12 protein-coding genes are annotated in these 18,098 nt (G+C 60.7%); 6 read left to right on the forward strand and 6 right to left on the reverse strand.

Annotation, left to right across the window (positions count from 1 at the left end; all coding sequences use genetic code 11):
* Positions 1–12 precede the first annotated feature (12 nt).
* On the forward strand, positions 13–1,458 hold the full coding sequence (gene hflX / locus ACKFRT_RS02450; RefSeq protein WP_408925625.1) for a GTPase HflX: 1,446 nt from the start codon (positions 13–15) through the stop codon (positions 1,456–1,458).
* 16 nt (positions 1,459–1,474) lie between these two features.
* Here the strand turns inward: hflX and ACKFRT_RS02455 are convergent, their stop codons facing one another.
* A complete protein-coding gene (locus tag ACKFRT_RS02455; protein ID WP_296213881.1) occupies positions 1,475–2,275 on the reverse strand; it encodes a DeoR/GlpR family DNA-binding transcription regulator in 801 nt (266 codons plus the stop codon).
* A gap of 61 nt (positions 2,276–2,336) precedes the next feature.
* Positions 2,337–3,125 (reverse strand): transcriptional repressor LexA, encoded by a 789-nt coding sequence (lexA, locus tag ACKFRT_RS02460; RefSeq protein WP_296213878.1) that lies wholly within the window; start codon positions 3,123–3,125, stop codon positions 2,337–2,339.
* 362 nt (positions 3,126–3,487) lie between these two features.
* Between lexA and ACKFRT_RS02465 the strand changes: the two genes are divergently transcribed.
* Both ACKFRT_RS02465 and nrdR read left to right on the forward strand, forming a co-directional pair.
* A complete protein-coding gene (locus tag ACKFRT_RS02465) occupies positions 3,488–3,859 on the forward strand; it encodes a hypothetical protein (protein ID WP_408925626.1) in 372 nt (123 codons plus the stop codon).
* A 43-nt stretch (positions 3,860–3,902) separates the two neighbouring features.
* Complete coding sequence (gene nrdR / locus ACKFRT_RS02470) at positions 3,903–4,394, forward strand: transcriptional regulator NrdR (protein ID WP_296213875.1); 492 nt, start codon at positions 3,903–3,905, stop codon at positions 4,392–4,394.
* A 9-nt stretch (positions 4,395–4,403) separates the two neighbouring features.
* Here nrdR and hrpA read toward each other — a convergent pair whose 3' ends face one another.
* Positions 4,404–8,396: an ATP-dependent RNA helicase HrpA gene (hrpA, locus tag ACKFRT_RS02475; RefSeq protein ID WP_408925627.1), complete on the reverse strand. Its 3,993-nt coding sequence runs from the start codon at positions 8,394–8,396 to the stop codon at positions 4,404–4,406.
* 299 nt (positions 8,397–8,695) lie between these two features.
* On the opposite strand from hrpA, the gene ACKFRT_RS02480 reads away from it, so the two are divergent.
* Together ACKFRT_RS02480 and ACKFRT_RS02485 are read left to right on the forward strand one after the other, a co-directional pair.
* Positions 8,696–10,726, forward strand: coding sequence for a neutral/alkaline non-lysosomal ceramidase N-terminal domain-containing protein (locus tag ACKFRT_RS02480; protein WP_367116708.1), 2,031 nt, complete (start codon positions 8,696–8,698; stop codon positions 10,724–10,726).
* Between the two features lie 68 nt (positions 10,727–10,794).
* A complete protein-coding gene (locus ACKFRT_RS02485; protein ID WP_408925628.1) occupies positions 10,795–11,757 on the forward strand; it encodes a hydrogen peroxide-inducible genes activator in 963 nt (320 codons plus the stop codon).
* A 41-nt stretch (positions 11,758–11,798) separates the two neighbouring features.
* Here ACKFRT_RS02485 and ACKFRT_RS02490 read toward each other — a convergent pair whose 3' ends face one another.
* Entirely contained in the window at positions 11,799–14,357 is a 2,559-nt protein-coding gene (locus tag ACKFRT_RS02490) for a DEAD/DEAH box helicase (RefSeq protein WP_408925629.1), read from the reverse strand.
* 6 nt (positions 14,358–14,363) lie between these two features.
* Positions 14,364–15,452, reverse strand: a complete 1,089-nt coding sequence (locus ACKFRT_RS02495; RefSeq protein WP_408925630.1) for a PAC2 family protein — start codon at positions 15,450–15,452, stop codon at positions 14,364–14,366.
* A gap of 208 nt (positions 15,453–15,660) precedes the next feature.
* Between ACKFRT_RS02495 and ACKFRT_RS02500 the strand changes: the two genes are divergently transcribed.
* A complete protein-coding gene (locus tag ACKFRT_RS02500) occupies positions 15,661–17,097 on the forward strand; it encodes a DUF4192 domain-containing protein (RefSeq protein ID WP_408925631.1) in 1,437 nt (478 codons plus the stop codon).
* Here the strand turns inward: ACKFRT_RS02500 and galE are convergent.
* Positions 17,054–18,088, reverse strand: coding sequence for a UDP-glucose 4-epimerase GalE (gene galE, locus ACKFRT_RS02505; RefSeq protein ID WP_408925632.1), 1,035 nt, complete (start codon positions 18,086–18,088; stop codon positions 17,054–17,056). The genes ACKFRT_RS02500 and galE overlap by 44 nt on opposite strands.
* Positions 18,089–18,098: the final 10 nt, after the last annotated feature.

An 18,098-nucleotide genomic window follows, 5' to 3' on the forward strand; every position in this document is an offset into this window, starting at 1 on the left:
AAATAGACACTAATGACGGAAATGACCGAAGACACTACACACCTTTACGACGTACACCAGGATCCCACGGTCGGTGAGCTTGACCTCGAGGCTCGCTCTAGCCTGCGACGGTTGTCCCGCGGGGTAAGTACCTACACCGACGAACAGTCGGACGGCTACGACGTTGAGTACCGAAAGCTCAGGCTGGAGAAAGTCGTGCTGGTTGGCGTGTGGACCGCCGGTACGATTGCGCAGGTCGAGGCGAGCCTGGAAGAGCTGCGCGCGCTGGCGGAGACCGCCGGCTCCGAGGTGACAGACATGCTTTATCAGCGCCGCGACAAGCCGGACTCCGGCACCTACATCGGCCGTGGAAAGGTCGAAGAGCTGAAGTCGGTGGTGCGTGAAACCGGCGCCGATACCGTGGTTTGCGACGGTGAACTGAGCCCCGGTCAGATGATCGCGCTAGAAAAGGCGCTGGACGTTAAAGTGATCGACCGCACCATGCTGATTCTGGATATCTTCGCCCAACATGCGAAGTCCAAGGAAGGTAAGGCGCAGGTCGCTCTGGCGCAGATGGAATACCTCATCACGCGCGTACGTGGTTGGGGTGGCGCGCTGTCCCGTCAGGCGGGTGGCCGTGCGGGTTCCAACGGCGGTGTGGGTCTGCGTGGCCCCGGTGAGACGAAGATTGAGGCTGACCGCCGTCGCTTGCGCTCTGACATGGCGAAGTTGCGCAAGGAGATCGCGGCGATGAAGACCTCCCGTGAGGTCAAGCGCGAGCGGCGCGATGCAGCGGCGATTCCGCAGATCGCGATCGCCGGGTATACGAACGCCGGTAAGTCATCGTTGATCAATGCCCTGACGGGTGCGGGTGTGCTGGTGGAGGACGCACTGTTCGCCACCCTGGATCCGACCACCCGCCGCGCGCAGCTGGCCGATGGCCGCGCTGTGGTGTTCAGCGACACGGTTGGTTTCGTCCGCCACCTGCCCACGCAGCTGGTGGAAGCTTTCCGCTCTACCCTCGAAGAGGTTCTGGCAGCCGACGTGGTTCTGCACGTCGTTGACGGATCGGATCCCTTCCCGCTGGAGCAGATCAAGGCGGTGAACACGGTGATCGGCGGGATCGTCGAGGAGTCCGGCCAAGAGGCCCCGCCGGAGATTCTGGTGATTAACAAGATCGACTCGGCTGACCCGCTGGTGTTGGCGGAGCTGCGTCACCGCGTGCCGGATGCCGTGTACGTATCGGCGAAGACGGGTGAGGGAATCCCGGAGCTGGAGGCACAGTTGGAACTGTTCCTGAACTCCCTGGATTCTCACGTGAAACTGCACGTGCCCTTCGACCGTGGAGACGTGGTGGCGAAGGTGCATGAGTTTGGCACGGTGATTGCGGAGGACTATGACGCGCAGGGCACCACGATGGATGTGCGTCTGCCGAATGTGGTGGCGGGCGAGCTGGGGGAGTTTATCGTCGCCGACTAGGTTGTCGGGGGGGAAATTACTCGGCGAACGTGACGTCTATGCCGAGGTTGCGCAGTTCGATGACGTAGGGTTCTGGCGCGTCACGGTCAGTGACGATGGCGCTAATATCCTCGATACGGGCGAAGCTGACGAGGTAATCCAGGCCGAACTTGGTGGAATCGCACAGCGCCACTACGCGTTCCGAGTTGGCAACCATGGAGCGTTTGATGGCGCCTTCTTGTGCATCCGGGGTGGATAGTCCGTGGTCGATGGTGAGGGCGTTTGTGCCGATAAAGGCTACATCCGCGTGTAGCACGCCGAGTGCGCGGGTGGCTAGGTCGCCAACCACGGCTTGGGAAAGCGCGCGGACGTGCCCGCCGATAAGTTGCACATCGCAGCGAGAAGATTCCGCCAGTGTGGTGGCGATGAAAAACGAGTTCGTGACGATGTTCAGCTTCGGAGCCATGACGTCGGGGTCGTTGGTCGAGTTCGCTTCCGCGATGGCTTCGGCAAATACGCCGGTGGTGGTGCCTGCGTCGATAAACACTGTACTGCCCGTTTCCGGCAGCAACTTCACTGCAGCCTTCGCGATAGCGCGCTTGGCACCGAGGGAGGTCTTCGACCTGATGGCCAGTGTGGTGAAGTCCGTGCGGAAGTTCTGTGCGGGCACGGCCCCGCCATGAACGCGGAACAGCTCGCCGCCGTCATTGAGGATCGCGAGGTCGCGCCGGATTGTTTCTGCGGTGACGCCGAACTTTTCTGCCAGCTCATTCACAGTTACTCTGCCGTGAATAGCCGTGAGGGAGGCTATCTGACGGCGCCTTTCTGCTGATTCCATAAGGGCTACTGTAGTTCCTTGCGGGCGGGGAAAGGCGGCGTCCGAACCAATAGGGGGGAGCCTAGATCTTGCGCAGAACCGCGGCCACCTTGCCCAGGATCGTTGCCTCCTCGGCCGGAATGGGTTCAAACACCGGGTTGTGAGGGATCAGCCATAGCCCGTCGGCATCCTTCTGGAACTCCTTGACCGTTGCCTCCCCGTCGATCATCGCGGCGACGAAGTCGCCGAACTCCGCCACCGACTGGGAACGAACGACAACCCAGTCGCCGTTAAAGATGCCGGCATCGTGCATCGATTCGCCGACGACTTGCAGCAGGAAAAGCTCGCCGTTGCCCACGAGTTCCTGGGGAAGGGGAAAGTGCGCCTCTACGTTCTGCTCGGCGAGGATTGGTGCGCCTGCGGCGATCTGCCCCACGACAGGCACGTAGGTTGCCTCGGGCATGGCTTCGCCCTCGTCGGTCGGTTGCGGAGCGGCCGGCTTAGGCTTCGACTTGCTTTCGTTCACCAGCTGTCCACCCTCAAAGGAGCGAACGTCAACCGCGCGCGGCCGCTTCCCATCGCGCCGCAGATAGCCGCGTTTCTCCAGCTGCGTTAGGTGGTAGGAGACAGACGACGTGGAATGCAGTCCTACAGCGTCTGCGATCTCGCGGATGCTCGGCGGGTAACCGCGGATCACGGTTGAATCCCGGATGACCTCCAGAATACGGCGCTGGCGAGTGCTAAGCGCCGGCTTTTTGCCGTCCTTTTCTGCCTGCTTTTCCGCGCGCTTATCCGCCTCTGACTTTGGCGGGCGCCCCAGCTTACGGCGCGTGGTGGAGTTGTCGGTCGTCTCTGGTTCGTCGGTTCTCACGGGGTGTACCTCATTCGGTGATTTGGGGCCGGTTTCGGTGCCGGTTTCAGTGCCGGTTGAGTGCCGGTTGAGTGCGTTCAGGTTCCGAGCGGCCGTTTGTGGGCAGTATTGCACGATCGACTCTCACTCTACCGGAAAACGAACACTCTTCTAGTGTATGTGTTCGAAAAATTTTGAATTGGGTTAGACATCATCGAACAAGCGTGCTAAATTTTTCAACATGTTCGAGATTCGAACACATGAGCTAACCCTCTAAAAGCTTTTCTAACCCTGTCCATGCCGGGTGGTTCACTATGAACCACAGCGAAGGAAACAAAGCGTTTGGCCAAGCGGTCAGCGTGTACCTGTAAAGGAGTATCTACGTGACCACCTCGATCGTAATCCCTACAACCTCTGATGAGTCTTTCCCGGTGTCGCGTGTTCGCGTGCTACCTGGCGATCGCGTAGCCCCCCTGCGCAAGCCGCAGGTGCGCAAGCCTGACTGGAATGCGATAGGCCAGCGGGGTAATTCGAACACCTACAGGTATTCCTCGGCGCCGGTGGCACGCCCGGTATCTGGTGCCCGCAGGGAGCGTATCTCCGGAGCTAACGAAAAGACGTTCGAAAGTCGTATAGACCGTAAGGAAAGGTTCTACGCCCGCGTGGAGCGCGTGATCCACTCGCCGGGGGCGACAGTGCTTTCGCTCGGGGCGATGTCGGCTGTGCTCGGGTTGGCGCCGATTCTCATGCCTTAGCCACGGCTTCAAAGTGGGGCGAGAGGCGACTAGGCTAGGGGGCGTGTTGTGCCCCTCTTGTAGCTCCGAATCATCTCGCGTCGTCGACTCGCGCTCTATAGAAATGGGCGTGTCTATTCGGCGGCGCCGCGAATGTAGCGAATGCCAGACTCGGTTCACCACCATCGAGCGGTCGGTTCTGCTGGTGGTGAAGCGCAATGGGGTGACTGAGGAGTTCAGCCGGGAGAAGGTCATCAAGGGTGTGCGCCGCGCCTGCCAGGGGCGTGACGTTTCGGACGATGCCCTGAAGCGCCTTGCGCACGAAGTAGAGCAGGCAGTGCGCGTGGCACACGGGTCCCAGGTGCCCGCCAACCAGATTGGTCTAGCCATCCTGGATCCGCTGCGAACACTCGACGAGGTTGCGTACCTGCGCTTCGCCTCGGTCTATAAATCCTTCAACTGCGCCGAAGACTTCGAGCAAGAAATCGAATCCCTGCGGGCGCATCGCCACGCGCTGGCTGATCGCACTATGGATACGGGCGGCGCCGATAGCTAAGCGCATGGCCTAGCAGATCTTTTCGAGCTTTTTGCGAATGCGCTGCAGTGAAACAGAATGAGCCGTGCCGAGGTTCTGTGCGAAAAGGCTGACCCGCAGCTCTTCAATCATCCAGCGGACTTCCTTTAACTGCGGTGAAGCGGCGCGTGCGGTCGGCAGACGCTTCTTCGTCTTCTCCAGTAGCTCGAAAGCCTCCTGAACCTCATCGTCCAGGTCTTCTTCCTTGTCCGGATCCGTCTTCATCAATTCCAGACGGGCGCGCATAGCCTCCACATAGCGGGGCACATGGCGCATGTGATCGATGCCGTTGCGAGCTATTGCATGCTGTCCCAGGAAGAATTCCAGCTGAGCCCGCATGTCATCGATAGCATCTCCCGACCAGCCCTTCAGCTCCGCAGAGATGTCAGCCACGGCCAACACCGCCGGAGCCAAAGCAACCACATACTGGCGCACCCTGCCCGGCCCCTGGGAACGGGCCGCACCCACAACCTCGTCGCACTTCTCGGGGTCGCGCACGACGGGACCTAACTTCATCAGCATGTCGCGGCACGCCAGAGCCACCACATCGCTGACTAACCCGTCCACGCCACCGGGAGTGTGCTCCATGGCTACCCGCTGTCGCAGGGGTAGCCCCTTAATCATCTGCTTCGGGGAGACCGCACAGGCCGCTACCATCATGTTCAGCACTGTCGTGAACTGCTGCCCATCGGCAGCCTGCTTGGTGGGGAACGCCTTCAGCGTCACGCGATCCTTTGCCACGACGATGGCCGGGTAGGTGTGTAGGGTCTGCCCATCCACCACAGTCTCCACGGTCTCGGGCAGCACACCGATGCCGTCGGCAGTCCAGGCATCCGCCGTGGCCAGAACTCCGGTGGACGTTCCACCCTGCTTCTTTGCCTTGTGCTTCTTTCCGGCCTGCTTTGGGTGCGGCGTGTGCTGCGCCGCGTCGCTGGGAGCGGCCGTCTTTGATCGAGCCGCCGCCTGTGCGATGGCGGAGGTTACCTGCCCGGATAGCTTATTCTGCAAATACTGCAAGTCACGAGATTTTTCGATCACCTTGCCGCGGCGATCGATGGCGGCGAACTGCATCCGCAGGTGGTCTGGTACCCGCGCCCAGTCGAAGTCCTGCGCGGAAATTCCCTGGCCGCCGAGCCCACGCAGCGCCTCGGCCAACGCGTAGCCGAACTCACCGTCGAACGGTACCATCCTCTTCAAAGCGGCCGTGGCGAAGTTGCTGGCGGGCACCACGCTGGTGCGCAGGGCCTTGGGCAGCGAACGGATGAGCGCCACCGCAAGCTCCTCACGCATACCGGCCACTAACCAGCGCGTCTCCGGCTCGGACACGTTCGCCAGCAGGGGGAGTGGCACGCGCATGGTCATGCCGTCGTCCGGGTCGCCAGGCAGGAAGATATAGCTCAACTCGAACTCCAGGCTGCCTTGGCGCCATACGTCGGGGAACTCGTCGGCGGCTCGGGCTGCTTCCTCCGAATCGATAAGCGCGTCGAGCGTGAAATCCAGCTGATGCGGATCCTTGTGGCGAGCTTTCTTCCACCACGAATCAAAGTGCTTGGAAGATACGATTTTCTCTGGCAATCGGGCGTCATAAAAATCAAACAATGTTTGATCGTCGACAACGATATCGCGACGTCGAGCTTTATCCTCCAGGTCGGTCGCCTCAGACAGCAGCTTTTGATTGTGGGCGAAGAAGTGGTGTCGAGTTTTCCAATCGCCCTCTACCAGTGCGTGGCGGATAAACAATTCGCGCGCCAAAGGGCGATCCACCTTGGAGGCATTAACCATTCGGTCGGCGACAATCGGCAAGCCCAAAAGCAGCACTTTTTCGTGCACCATTGCCGCGCCGCGCGAAGAAGACCACACGGGTTCGGAATAGTTGTACTTCACCATGTGCGGGGCGATTGCCTCTATCCAACTGGGATCGATAGGCCCCACGGTGCGGGCAAACACCTGCGAGGTTTCCACCAGCTCAGCGGCCATTAGCCACTGTGGGGGCTTCTTCGACACATGCGACGACGGGTGCACAACGAAGTGCGACCCGCGCGTGCCGGTGAACTGCTTGGAACTGCCCTCGCGCATTCCGACATGGGTGAGAAGTCCCGTGAGGATGGATTTATGAATCACGTCCTCGTCAATGGTCTCGGGCTCGAAAACGAGTTCCCGGACGTGGCGGATATTCGGAATCTTCCAGCTGAGGTCCTGCACGACGGAAAGCATTTGTCGCACCAGATCCATCCATTCGCGCACGCGCACGTAGTGGATGAATTCGCGCTGGCAGAGCTTTCTAAACTTATTTGCCGATAGTTCCTGGCGCTGTTCTTGCAGGTAATTCCAGAGTTTGAGCAGGCTGACGAAGTCGGAATTCGCTTTAAAACGCGCATGCATTTCGTCGGCTTGTTGCTGCTTTTCCAACGGTCGCTCGCGTACGTCCTGGATCGACAGGGCGGAGACGATTACGGCGATTGGCTCGATACTGTTGTTGGCGTGCCCGGCCGCCAACATGCGCGCCAGCCGGGGGTCTGTCGGAATGCGTGCCATGTCGCGGCCGATGGAGGTCAGCGTTGCTTCTTTTGTAGACGCCAACGCTCCGAGTTCCTGCAGCAGCGCCACACCGTCGCGGATGGATTTGTTGTCTGGCGCCTGCAGGAAAGGAAAGCGCTGAATATCGCCCAACCCCAAGGCTGCCATCGACAGGATCACGCTGGACAGGTGGGTGCGCAGAATCTCGGGATCTGTGAACTCCGGGCGTGCCTCGAAGTCCTCTTCGGAATACAGGCGGATCGCAATGCCGTCGGCAATACGTCCGGAGCGACCCGAACGCTGCTTGGCGCTGGCCTGGCTAATTGGCTCCACCGGTAGCCGCTGCACTTTGGTGCGGTGGGAGTAGCGGGAAATGCGGGCATAGCCGGTATCCACGACGTAATGGATACCCGGCACAGTCAGCGAGGTCTCGGCGATGTTTGTTGCCAACACGATGCGGCGACGCGGGCCGGTACGGAACACGCGGTGCTGCTCGGCGTTGGAAAGACGACCGAATAGTGGCAGTACGTCGACCTTCTGGGCTCCACCGGGGCCAGCGAACTCACCTTCCAGTGCTTCAGCGGCATCGCGGATTTCACGCTCGCCGGAGAAGAAACACAGGATGTCTCCCTCGCCAGCGCGCATCAACTCATTACAGGCATCCACCAGACCGTCCAGGGGATCGGTTTCTACCTCGATGACCTCGCCGGTTTTGGGGTTTTCTCGTTCAGTAATTAGCGGGCGGTAGCGGATCTCCACCGGGTAGGTACGGCCGGAGACTTCGATGATCGGGGCAGGGGAGCCGTCGGCGGCGCTGAAATGCTCGGCGAAACTCTCTGGGTCGATAGTTGCGGAAGTGATGATGACCTTAAGATCCGGCCGCTGCGGTAGCAGTTGCTTGAGGTAGCCGAGGAGGAAGTCAATGTTGAGGCTGCGTTCGTGGGCTTCGTCAACAATGATCGTGTCGTAGTCGCGCAGAAGGCGGTCGCGCTGGATCTCGTTGAGAAGCACGCCGTCGGTCATGAGCTTGACGGCGGTGTGCTTGGAGATCGTGTCGTCGAAGCGAATCTTGTAGCCGACCAGTGATGTGTCGTTGCCGATCTCTTGGTCGAGCTCTTCAGCAATGCGCTCTGCCACGCTGCGGGCGGCGATGCGTCGGGGCTGGGTGTGGCCAATTACCTTGGTGCGACCACGGCCGAGTTCTAGGCACATCTTGGGGATTTGTGTGGTCTTACCCGAGCCGGTCTCGCCCGCGATAATAACGACCTGGTGGTCCTCGATGGCTTTTTTGATGTCCTCCCGCCTCTCCGAGACCGGCAGGTCGGGGTAGGAGATTGACGGAATGGTGCGGACGAAATGCGGGCGCCGGCGCTTCTGAGAGCGCCGCCGAGATCGCCTGCGCCCCTGCGGCTTGCCCTGGGTGCGACCTTCGTTGGTGGAGGAGGCCGACCCGTGCGCGTCCATCATTTTTGTGAATCACCCGTCTCGCGAACCAAAACATCCCCTATTTTCTGGGGCTGAACAGGCCGATTTTAGCAACGTCATGGCAGTGGAGGAACCCACGGCCCAAGTTGTTTCCACCCCCAAATGTACTTAAATAAAGCTAAATATTTGGTTAAAATATGAAAACCATCACATCACTCCACGATTCAGGCCTAGTGTTTCGATAGTCAAAACAATTGGACTGTTAATGACGCTTCTAGGAAACGAGAGACCTCATGTGTGAACACGGCCAGACGAGAAACCCCAAAAACCTGCAGAACCCTGTGAAATCCCAGTTCAGCCGCCGCAGCTTCTTCCGTGGAATTGCTGCGGTATCGGGTACAGTCCTGTGGGCCTCCGCCGGAGCCCCGGTGGCGGGTGCACAGACTACCGCGGGTACGGGTGGGGGAGGGTTCCACGTCGGGCGCGGTATGGCGGACATGACTGGCGAGCCGTGGGGCGCCGGTATGTTCGGCTACGCCGTTGATGACCAAAAGACCGTAGGTATTCAGCGCCGCCAGTATGCTCGGGCATTTATTTTTGTGGACGCCACCCGCGATAACTCCCGGTTAGTGCACGTCACCTGCGACGTTGGACTGATGTTCCAATCCATCCACCTGGAGGTACTCCGCCGTCTGAAGGCCAAGTACGGCGACATGTACAACCAGTCCAACGTGATTCTGACCGCCACGCATACGCACGTGGCTCCGGGCGGGACCTCCCAGCACCTGATGGTTGATATCACCCATGGCGGTTTCCGCCCCAAAACCTTCGAAGCTTCTGTTGCGGGGATCGTTACCGCAGTGGAACGCGCCCACGCGGATATTCAGCCCTCAGACGTAACGGTGGCTGAGAGTACGCTCGTTGATGCGGGCGTCAATAGGTCTAAAACATCGTGGGATCGCAATCCCGAAGTAGACAAGAAAGCTCTCCCGGGTGGGGTTGATACCCGCAGCGTGACATTGCACGTATCCCGCGGTGGCACGCCGGTGGGGCTGATCAACTGGTACTCGATGCACGCCACCAGCTTCGGCGCCGAGTACAAGCACATCGCGGGAGACAACAAGGGCTACGCCGCCTGGGCGACCGAAGAAGCTCACGGCGTGGTGCATCGCCATCCCGAGAAGGCGCCGTTTGTAGCGGCCTTCGCAAATATGTGCCCGGGCGACATCACCCCGAACATGGGATTAACGCCCAATTCTGGGCCGGGAGCAGACGAGCGGGAATCCGCACAGATCCTGGGCGAAAGGATGATGAAGTCTACTAATGGCGTGGGTAAGGACTGGTCAGCGGGAGGCATCGATGGGCGCTTGCGTTGGGTGAACTGCCCGCAGCTGGTGGCGAGCCCGCGCTTCACCCCCGACAAAAAGGAACACAAGCTGGGGCCTGCAATTCTGGGGGCGGCATTCGCGGGATCATCGCAGGAAGACGGTGGCGGAGTGCCGATTCTGGGCTTCAACGAGGGCGAGCGCGGGGGTAACCCGTGGGTGCGCGACCTCAGTAACTTTATCGCTCCCCAGGAGGTCAAGGACATTCACGGGCCGAAAGAATGCCTGCTACCAATGGGCTACATCGACGGCATGATCCAGCAGGTGCACCCGTTTACGATCCACCGCCTGGGAGCTTTTGTGCTGGTGAGCCTGGGCTTCGAGCCGACTGTTACCAGCGGCCTGCGAATCAAGCGCACCGTGGCTGCTGCGCTGGAAGTTCCGGAGAACACTGTGGTGGTGCAGGGGTACACCAATGCCTACGGGCACTACATCGCCACTCCGGAGGAGTACGAGGCGCAGAACTACGAAGGAGGGGCGACAATCTTCGGCCAGTATCAGCTGCCCGCCTTCCAGGATGTGTTCGACGGCATGGCGCGGGCAATGAAGGAAGGCAAGCCTGTGGAGGTGGGGCAGCCCGCTGGCGACCTGACCGGTTTAATCCCGAATGTGCCGGGCAGTGATAACTGGATGGACGCGCCCCCGCTGGGTAAGAAATTCGGTGACGTGTTGGAGGCTCCGCGAGAGGTAAAGGCTGGCTCGAATGCCAGGGTGGTCTTTGTAGGTGCTAATCCGAATAACGACATGCGCCACGGAGAGGGGTACGTCACTATTGAAGATTCCAGCGGAAAGGTGGTGGCGGATGATTCCAGTGAAAATACGCTAATCACTTTTGCGAATTCGTTCGGGCAGACGCGAACAACGATCGATTGGGGAACCCGCGATGTTCCACCGGGCACGTACACCGTGCGACTACGGGGCGACTGGAAAGCATTTCTGGGAAAACTGTCTCCATTTGAGGGCACCGCGAAGTTGCGTGTGAATTAGGTAAAGAGGGGTACTTACTTTTCTTACTGTAATTATACTTTTCTAATAATTGCTGTAGAATCGTGAGCGTGGTTCAAAGAGAGTATCGCCCAACAGTTGCCCAGCTGCGCACGTTCGTGACCATCGCGGAACACGGTCATTTTGGAACTGCGGCGTCCCATCTAGGGATCTCCCAGCCCTCGCTGTCCCAGGCACTCGCCGCGCTGGAGGCAGGGTTGGGGGTACAGCTGATCGAGCGATCTACCCGTAAGGTGATCGTCACCCCGGTGGGCCGGAATCTGCTGCCCTACGCTCAGGCAACCTTGGAAAGTCTGGAAACCTTCGTCACACACGCTCGGGGTGCCCATGGGGGCCTGGTCGGCTCGTTGGCGATCGGCATGATCCCCACGGTTGCGCCGTACATCCTGCCGGATGTGCTGCACTCGATAAACGACGTGGCGCCGGAGCTAGAGCCGCGCATCGTGGAAGAGAAGTCTCCGATGCTGGTCGATGCTCTGCGACAGGGCAAGATCGACGTTGCTGTATTGGGCATGCCCGGCGAGGGCGGCGGCCTGAACACGGTAGACCTGTACACCGAGGAGTTCGTCCTGGTGCTGCCCGACGGGCACCCGATGGCCGGTCGGAAGAACTTGGCAGTCGACGAGCTGAAGAACGTCGAGTTGCTGCTGCTAGACGACGGACACTGCCTGCGCGACCAGATCTTGGAACTGTGCCGTACGGTTGAGATGTCCAACGACCCACGCCACTCCGTCACCCGTGCCGCAAGCCTATCGACGGTCATCCAGCTAGTAGCTGCTGGTTTGGGTGCGACCTTGGTGCCCCTGTCGGCCGTGGCCGTAGAGTGCCAGCGTCCGGGCATCGCCTTGGCGACTTTCTCCGGGGGTGCGGTTCGCGCAGGCCGCACTATCGGCATGGCCTACCGTTCGAGTTCCACGCGTATCGACGACTACGCCGCGCTGGGGGAGATCGTGGCGAAGTCCTTCAACAATGTAGCGACGGAAAGCCGCCGCGTGCTGGATCGTTATCTCTAGATTTGCGCTAGCTCCAGTAGGCAAAGCAGGCCGAGCTGAGGCTAGCCCTGCACAATGGTGAGTTCCGACAGACGAATCTCACCGGCCTCGTCGGTTGCGGCGAGGTCCACTACACCTTCCAACGCCCAGCCGTGATCGCCGTCCGGATCGTCGATGATCTGGCGTACAAACCAGCTGCCGGCCTCGGAGCCGGTGCCCCGCTTGATGAGGATGTTTTTATTTGACCGCGCGGCGGCGTCTACACCAACATCCGCATATTCATCGAAGTAGTCATCCATCGCGGCGGGCCAATCCGGTGGCGCGTCCAGATACTCGTCCATCTCCTGCAGCTCGCGCTCCTTTTCGAAGGCGAAGAGCTCCACGTGGCGGAAGAAGTAGTTGCGCACCATGCGGGTCAGCGCCTGCGGGTTGGCGGACAGTAGGTTCGTGTCCTCCACACCATAGGCATGCTCTGCCACCTGGTCCTCGGTCAGCGGCGCATCCGGATCTGCCATCTGCACCCACTCGTCGATGAGCGAGGAATCGACCTGGCGGATGAGCTCGCCTAGCCATACGAGAATGTCCTCGAATTCCTCCGAGCGATACGACTCGGGCACGGAGTGCTCCAAGGTGCGGTAAGCATCAGTCAGGTAGCGCAACACAACGCCTTCGGAGCGGCCCAGCCCGTACGTGGAGACGAAGTCGGAGAAGGTCATGGCTTTTTCCACCATGTCGCGCACGATGGATTTCGGGCTGATCTGAAAGTCCCGCGCCCACGGGTTGCCCTCGCAGAACGTGTCGTAGGCCTGGTCGAGCTCGTCTACTAGGGGCATGGGCCAGGTGATGTCCTCTACGATGGCCATGCGCTCGGTGTAATCCACTCCCTCTGCCTTTAGCGCCGCGATCTCCTCGCCCCGCTCCGCCTTCTGCTGGGCGATAAGAACTTGCCGGGGATCCTCCAGCACGGCCTCAAATGTGGAGATGACGTCGAGGGCGAAGGTATCGGACGCTGGATCCAGCAGCTCCAGGGCTGCCAGCGCAAACGGGGAGAGTGGCTGGTTCAGCGCAAAGTCGCGGCTCAGTTCCGCTGTGAGGCGCGCGTCCTTGCCACTCGGTGTATCGGCGGAGTACTCTTCCACGACCTCAGCGTTGATAAGTCCGCGGTAGAGCTCGATGGTGCGCAGAATCGCCTTATTCTGCTTCGTACGTGTGTCATGGTTGGTGCGTAGTAGATGCTGCAACGCCTCGAAGGTCCACTGCTTTCGGGCGACGACGTTCAGCAGCATCGAGTTGCTCATGCGGAATTGGCTGGTGAGCTCCTCTGGCTCGGCATGTGTGAGGCGCTCGTAGGTGGATTCGCTCCATGTCGCCTGCCCCTCCGGAGCGGAACGCTTACGCAGCTTTTTAATCTTTTTGGGATCGCTGCCGGCACGTTGGCGCAGGCGGAAGTTTTCTATCTCGTGCTCGGGGGCCTGGACGACCACCGTGCCCTCGGTGTCGTAGCCCGCGCGTCCCGCACGGCCTGCGATCTGGTGGAATTCACGAGACTTCAACACGCGGTGTTTCACACCGTCGTATTTGGTGAGACCCGTCATCAGCACGGTGCGGATGGGCACGTTGATACCCACGCCCAGCGTGTCGGTGCCGCAGATGATTTTCAGCAGTCCCTTCTGGGACAGCCGCTCCACCAGGCGGCGATACTTCGGCAGCAGCCCCGCGTGGTGCACGCCGATGCCCTTGCGCAGAAGTCGGGATAGCGTCTTGCCGAAGGCGGAGGTGAATCGGAAGTCGCCGATCTCCTCGGCAATGGCGGTCTTGGCCTCGTCGGTCACCAGCTTCATGCTCGTTAGAGCCTGGGCGCGCTCGATGGCTTCGCGCTGGGTGAAGTGGACGATGTAGATCGGAGATTTGCCGTCGCTTATCAACTCTTCCACGGTCTCGTGAACAGGGGTGTAGACGTAGTGGAAGTTCAGTGGCACGGGGCGCGTTGTGCCCGTTACCAGCGTGGTTTGGCGCCCAGTGCGCTTCGTCAGATCTTCTTCCAGCCACTTCGTATCGCCCAGGGTGGCGCTCATCAGCAGAAATTGTGCCTTGGGTAGCTCCAGCAGGGGGACTTGCCAGGCCCAGCCACGATCCGGCTCGGAGTAGTAGTGGAACTCGTCCATCACTACCTGATCGATCTTTGCTTCCGCGCCGTCGCGCAGGGCAATGTTGGCAACGATTTCCGCAGTTGCGCAGATGATCGGTGCGCCACCATTCACTGTGGCGTCACCAGTCATCATCCCGACGTTCTCCGGGCCGAAGGTCTGGCATAAGTCGAAGAACTTCTCGCTGACAAGAGCCTTGATGGGCGCGGTGTAGAAGCTGCGCTGTTTGCGGGCCATGGCGATGAAGTGCGCGGCGATGGCGACCATCGACTTGCCGGACCCGGTGGGGGTGGCCAGGATGACGTTGTCCTGGGCGACCAAGGCTGTGGCCGCTTCCTCTTGGGCAGGGTAGAGGGTAATTCCGCGGTCGCGTGTCCAGCCGAGGAAGGATTCCAGAATCGCGTCGTCGATCAACGACTCCGGAACCTCGTCCAGGTCGGGCAGTAGCTCTGCTAGTTCGGCGGCAATACCCACTGTTATCTAGTTGTCCTCTTGCTCGGTTTCGTCGGTGTTGTTCGAAGCGTCGCTATTGTCTGCGCTGTGGTCGCCATCAGACATGTTCTGCAGGAAGGCCTCGAACTCGGCACCAAGCTCCTCACCGGTTGGGATGTCCTGGCCTGGCTTGAGCAGGTTGTTCTCCCGCTTGCGGCGCATCCGCTCCATTTCCGCGTCGTACTGCTGCTCCAGAGCGTGGACAACCGTGGCGATTTCCTGCGAATCCTCAACCTGGTCTTGCAGCTGATGCTGCATCTGCTCCAGCTCCTTTTCCAGTGCCTTCAACGGCAGCTCGCGGTCTGCTACCTCCCCGAAAGCACGCAGCAGGCGCAGTGTGGCCTCCGGGTATTCCGACGCTGCAATGTAATGCGGCACGTGAGCTGTGAACCCAATCGTCTCAAACCCGTGGCGATTCAGCTTCTTCTCCGTCTCCAGCGCTGCTGCGCCCGGGACGATCATCCGCGAATCCCAGGTGTGGTAATCCCGGATCAGGGCAGAATCCGAGGCATGCGCAGAGATCACCAGCGGACGAGTGTGCGGCACCGTCATCGGCGCAGAATACAGGGAGGCGACCATTCCCACTTGTCCGCGGCGGGCTAGATCCACTACAGCGTCGCTAAAAGCACCCCACTTCAAGTCCGGCTCCAAGCCACTGAGCAGTAGGAAGGGGCGCCCCTGAGTGTCCTTCACCAGGTGCAGATCCAGGCGCACATCGTCGCTGTCCACCACTTTGGAGTTGTCGATAGTCACGCCGGGGCGGCGGGAGCGGTAATCGATCAGTTCATCGACCTTGAAGGAGGCCACCGGGCTGTGCTCCAGGGCAGCCAGCAGGTGGGAGCTAGCACTGGACACTGCCTGTCCCGCATCGGCGTAACCCTGCAGTGCGACCAGCATCGGCAGTTCCTCGCCACCAGCGTCAACCCCCAGGCCCGCGGGCTCGTCCGCGATGGACGGACGGTCAAACTGGATCGGAGCCGGGTATTCTAGCTCATACATCCGACCCGCACCCTGCCGCTCGTGGCGGGCATCGCGACCATCGCGGTCGCCGCTATTGTTGTCGAAGTGCTCATGCATAGTTTCGCTCTCCCTTCCGGCGGAACCTGTGTCCAACCAAGCACCGTCTGCCTAGCCTATCAGGCAGTTCGGACATCCCAGGTCGAGACGGCGCCTTTTCGAACACCCTTATTCACAGTTTCGAGTTATCCACAGGCCCCTGGGGCTTCGCCACGTCCAGTGGCCGTCGTGGCCGCAGGATAAACCCTTTTCGGCAACGATTCGTGGCATGAGGAACTCACCACAGAACAACGAACAGAACGCACAGTCTATTCCCGCGCCCTCGGTCCATCTAGGAGCCAACAAGGGCAAGCTCATCGCTGCCATTCCGTCGCTACTGGGCTTCCCGCCGGTGGATTCGATGGTCATCATCGGCCTGGTGGCTTCCACCGAACCCACCGACCCGATCAACACCGACGCACCTGGCCCGGCGCCCTTGCCGGAGAATCACCGCCGCTTCCGTATCGGTCCGGTGCTGCGGTGCGACCTGCACCCCGCCGCCGTCGCCGAGGCCGTGCGTGGTATCACGACCATTCTTAGCGACGCCCCAGCGGCCGAGGCCATCATCCTCACCATCGGCACCATGGATGACCTCCTGCGGGCCTGTGTAGCTTCCGCCGTCTCGCAGTTAGAGGATGGCTGCGTGGAGGTTCAGTCTGCCCTGGAGGTGTCGCGTATTGCTACCGGGGAGCCGTGGACGGACGTGCTGGATGGGGAAACTGGCACTGTGGACAGCGTGGAGACCAACGAGCTGGCCGACATCAGCGCGCTTAGCGGGGCTCGTCGAATGGGGGACCGGCAGGAGATGGAACGGTGGCTGGATCCCGCCAACCTCGCCGCACCGGACTGGATGCTGCAGGAACGCGGCGAGGCCACCACCGTGGATCTGATCCAGGTTCTGATTTCCGTGGCAGCGGTGGCAGAGGGTAACCGAGTACTGGAAGAGGAATGCGAGAACGAATACCTTATCGACAGCCTCGCTGCTATCTGTACCGACGAGTTCTTACACACCGTCGTCATTGCATGGTCTCTCGGGGCCAATAGTGCGATCCTGCGGGAAATGCTGGCGAGCGCTGCGCGACGGACGACCGGCGAGGTGCGCCGACGGGTGATGTTGATTCTGGCACTGGTGGCGTCGGCTAACGATGAAGGAGTGCTCGCCTACCACACGCTGACGAGACTGCTGGAGGAACTCGAGGCCGATCTCTATACCGAAGATGCGTGCGCGAAGTTGGATCGGATGGGGCTTAACAACGCGGACCCGGAGGCGACGATGGAGGATCTGCTGCGGGGCATAGAGGATATAGAGGATATCGAAGGGCAAGCCACGGAACCCCAGCTGGGGCCGATCGACGAGTTCACCGCAGACATTGCGATCACCGCGCTGGACGCACACCAGAAAGGCAAGATCAAAATGCTCTTGGCAAAGGCGGTACGTGCGGCCTGTACCGTCATGGCGAATGTGCAAATGGATCTGGATTCCGCAGAAGACCCCGATGCGCCCGGGGAGCTGGACGACGACAAGGATCCGGAACACACCTACATCACGGTGCGCGAGTACGCCGGGCTGGACATTGCCTGGGAGTACGAACGGTTACTGCAGATTGTGGACTGGGACGCGGTTAACGCTGTGCGGAATGCAACCTATCACCCAGTTGTCCGCTAAAAGCCCACGCATCGGAGATGATGGTGTGCAGGTCGGAACGGGTGGGATTCCAGCCGAGCTCTGCCTTGGCCAGCACCGAGGAGGCAATGAGGGTGGCAGGGTCGCCCGCACGGCGGGGAGACTCGACGGCGGGGATGGGGTGGCCGGTGACTTCGCGGCACGTCTCGATGACTTGGCGGACGCTAAAGCCATCGCCGGAGCCGAGGTTGAAGATGCGATGGCTACCTGCGGTGTTCGACGCAGCGGCCAGTAGGTGCGCGTCGGCCAGATCGCGGATATGGATGTAATCGCGCACCGCGGTGCCGTCAGCGGTGGGATAGTCGGTGCCGAAGATGGAGATGTGCTCGCGGTGGCCGAGGGCTACCTGCAGCACCAGGGGAATTAGGTGCGTTTCGACCTTGTGGTTTTCTCCGATATCGCCGTGGGCGCCGGCAACGTTGAAGTACCGCAAAGAGGTTGCCGCAAGACCGTAGGCCTTGGCGTAAGAGGTGATCATGTGGTCGATCGCCAGTTTGGAGGCGCCGTAGGGGTTCGTCGGGGAGGTCGGCATCTCCTCGGTGATCGGCACCTGCTTCGGCTCGCCATAGGTGGCGGCGGTGGAGGAGAACACGAGGTTGGCCACACCGTGCTCGCGCATCTGATCCAGTAGATACAGGCTGGTGCCCACGTTGTGGTGCCAGTAGATGTCGGGCTTTTCTACCGACTCTCCAACCAGGGAGCGGGCGGCGAAGTGCATGACTGCGGCTACATCGCCGGCGCTGAAGACATCGGAAATGACGTCGCGAATGTCGCCCTCAACGAAGGTCGCGCCCTCCGGTACGGCGTAATCGTTGCCGGTGGACAAATCATCGACGACCGTGACGCGGAAGCCGTGTTCCAGCAGCACACTGGCGCAGACGCTGCCGACATATCCCGCACCGCCAGTGACGACGATGTGGGACGAGGGGGATAGGGCGGAAGAGGAAAGATCGATGCTACTCACACTCTCCACGCTACCGCAC

Source organism: Corynebacterium jamesii, from assembly GCF_046097395.1.
In the GTDB taxonomy this organism is placed as follows: Bacteria; Actinomycetota; Actinomycetes; order Mycobacteriales; family Mycobacteriaceae; genus Corynebacterium.

What these genes read in the sequence shown, in the direction of transcription:
- hflX (WP_408925625.1), top strand. Translation starts at nt 13, where the DNA reads ATGACGGAAATGACCGAAGACACTACACACCTTTACGACGTACACCAG.
- ACKFRT_RS02455 (WP_296213881.1), bottom strand. Translation starts at nt 2,275, where the DNA reads ATGGAATCAGCAGAAAGGCGCCGTCAGATAGCCTCCCTCACGGCTATT.
- hrpA (WP_408925627.1), bottom strand. Translation starts at nt 8,396, where the DNA reads ATGATGGACGCGCACGGGTCGGCCTCCTCCACCAACGAAGGTCGCACC.
- ACKFRT_RS02495 (WP_408925630.1), bottom strand. Translation starts at nt 15,452, where the DNA reads ATGCATGAGCACTTCGACAACAATAGCGGCGACCGCGATGGTCGCGAT.
- ACKFRT_RS02500 (WP_408925631.1), top strand. Translation starts at nt 15,661, where the DNA reads ATGAGGAACTCACCACAGAACAACGAACAGAACGCACAGTCTATTCCC.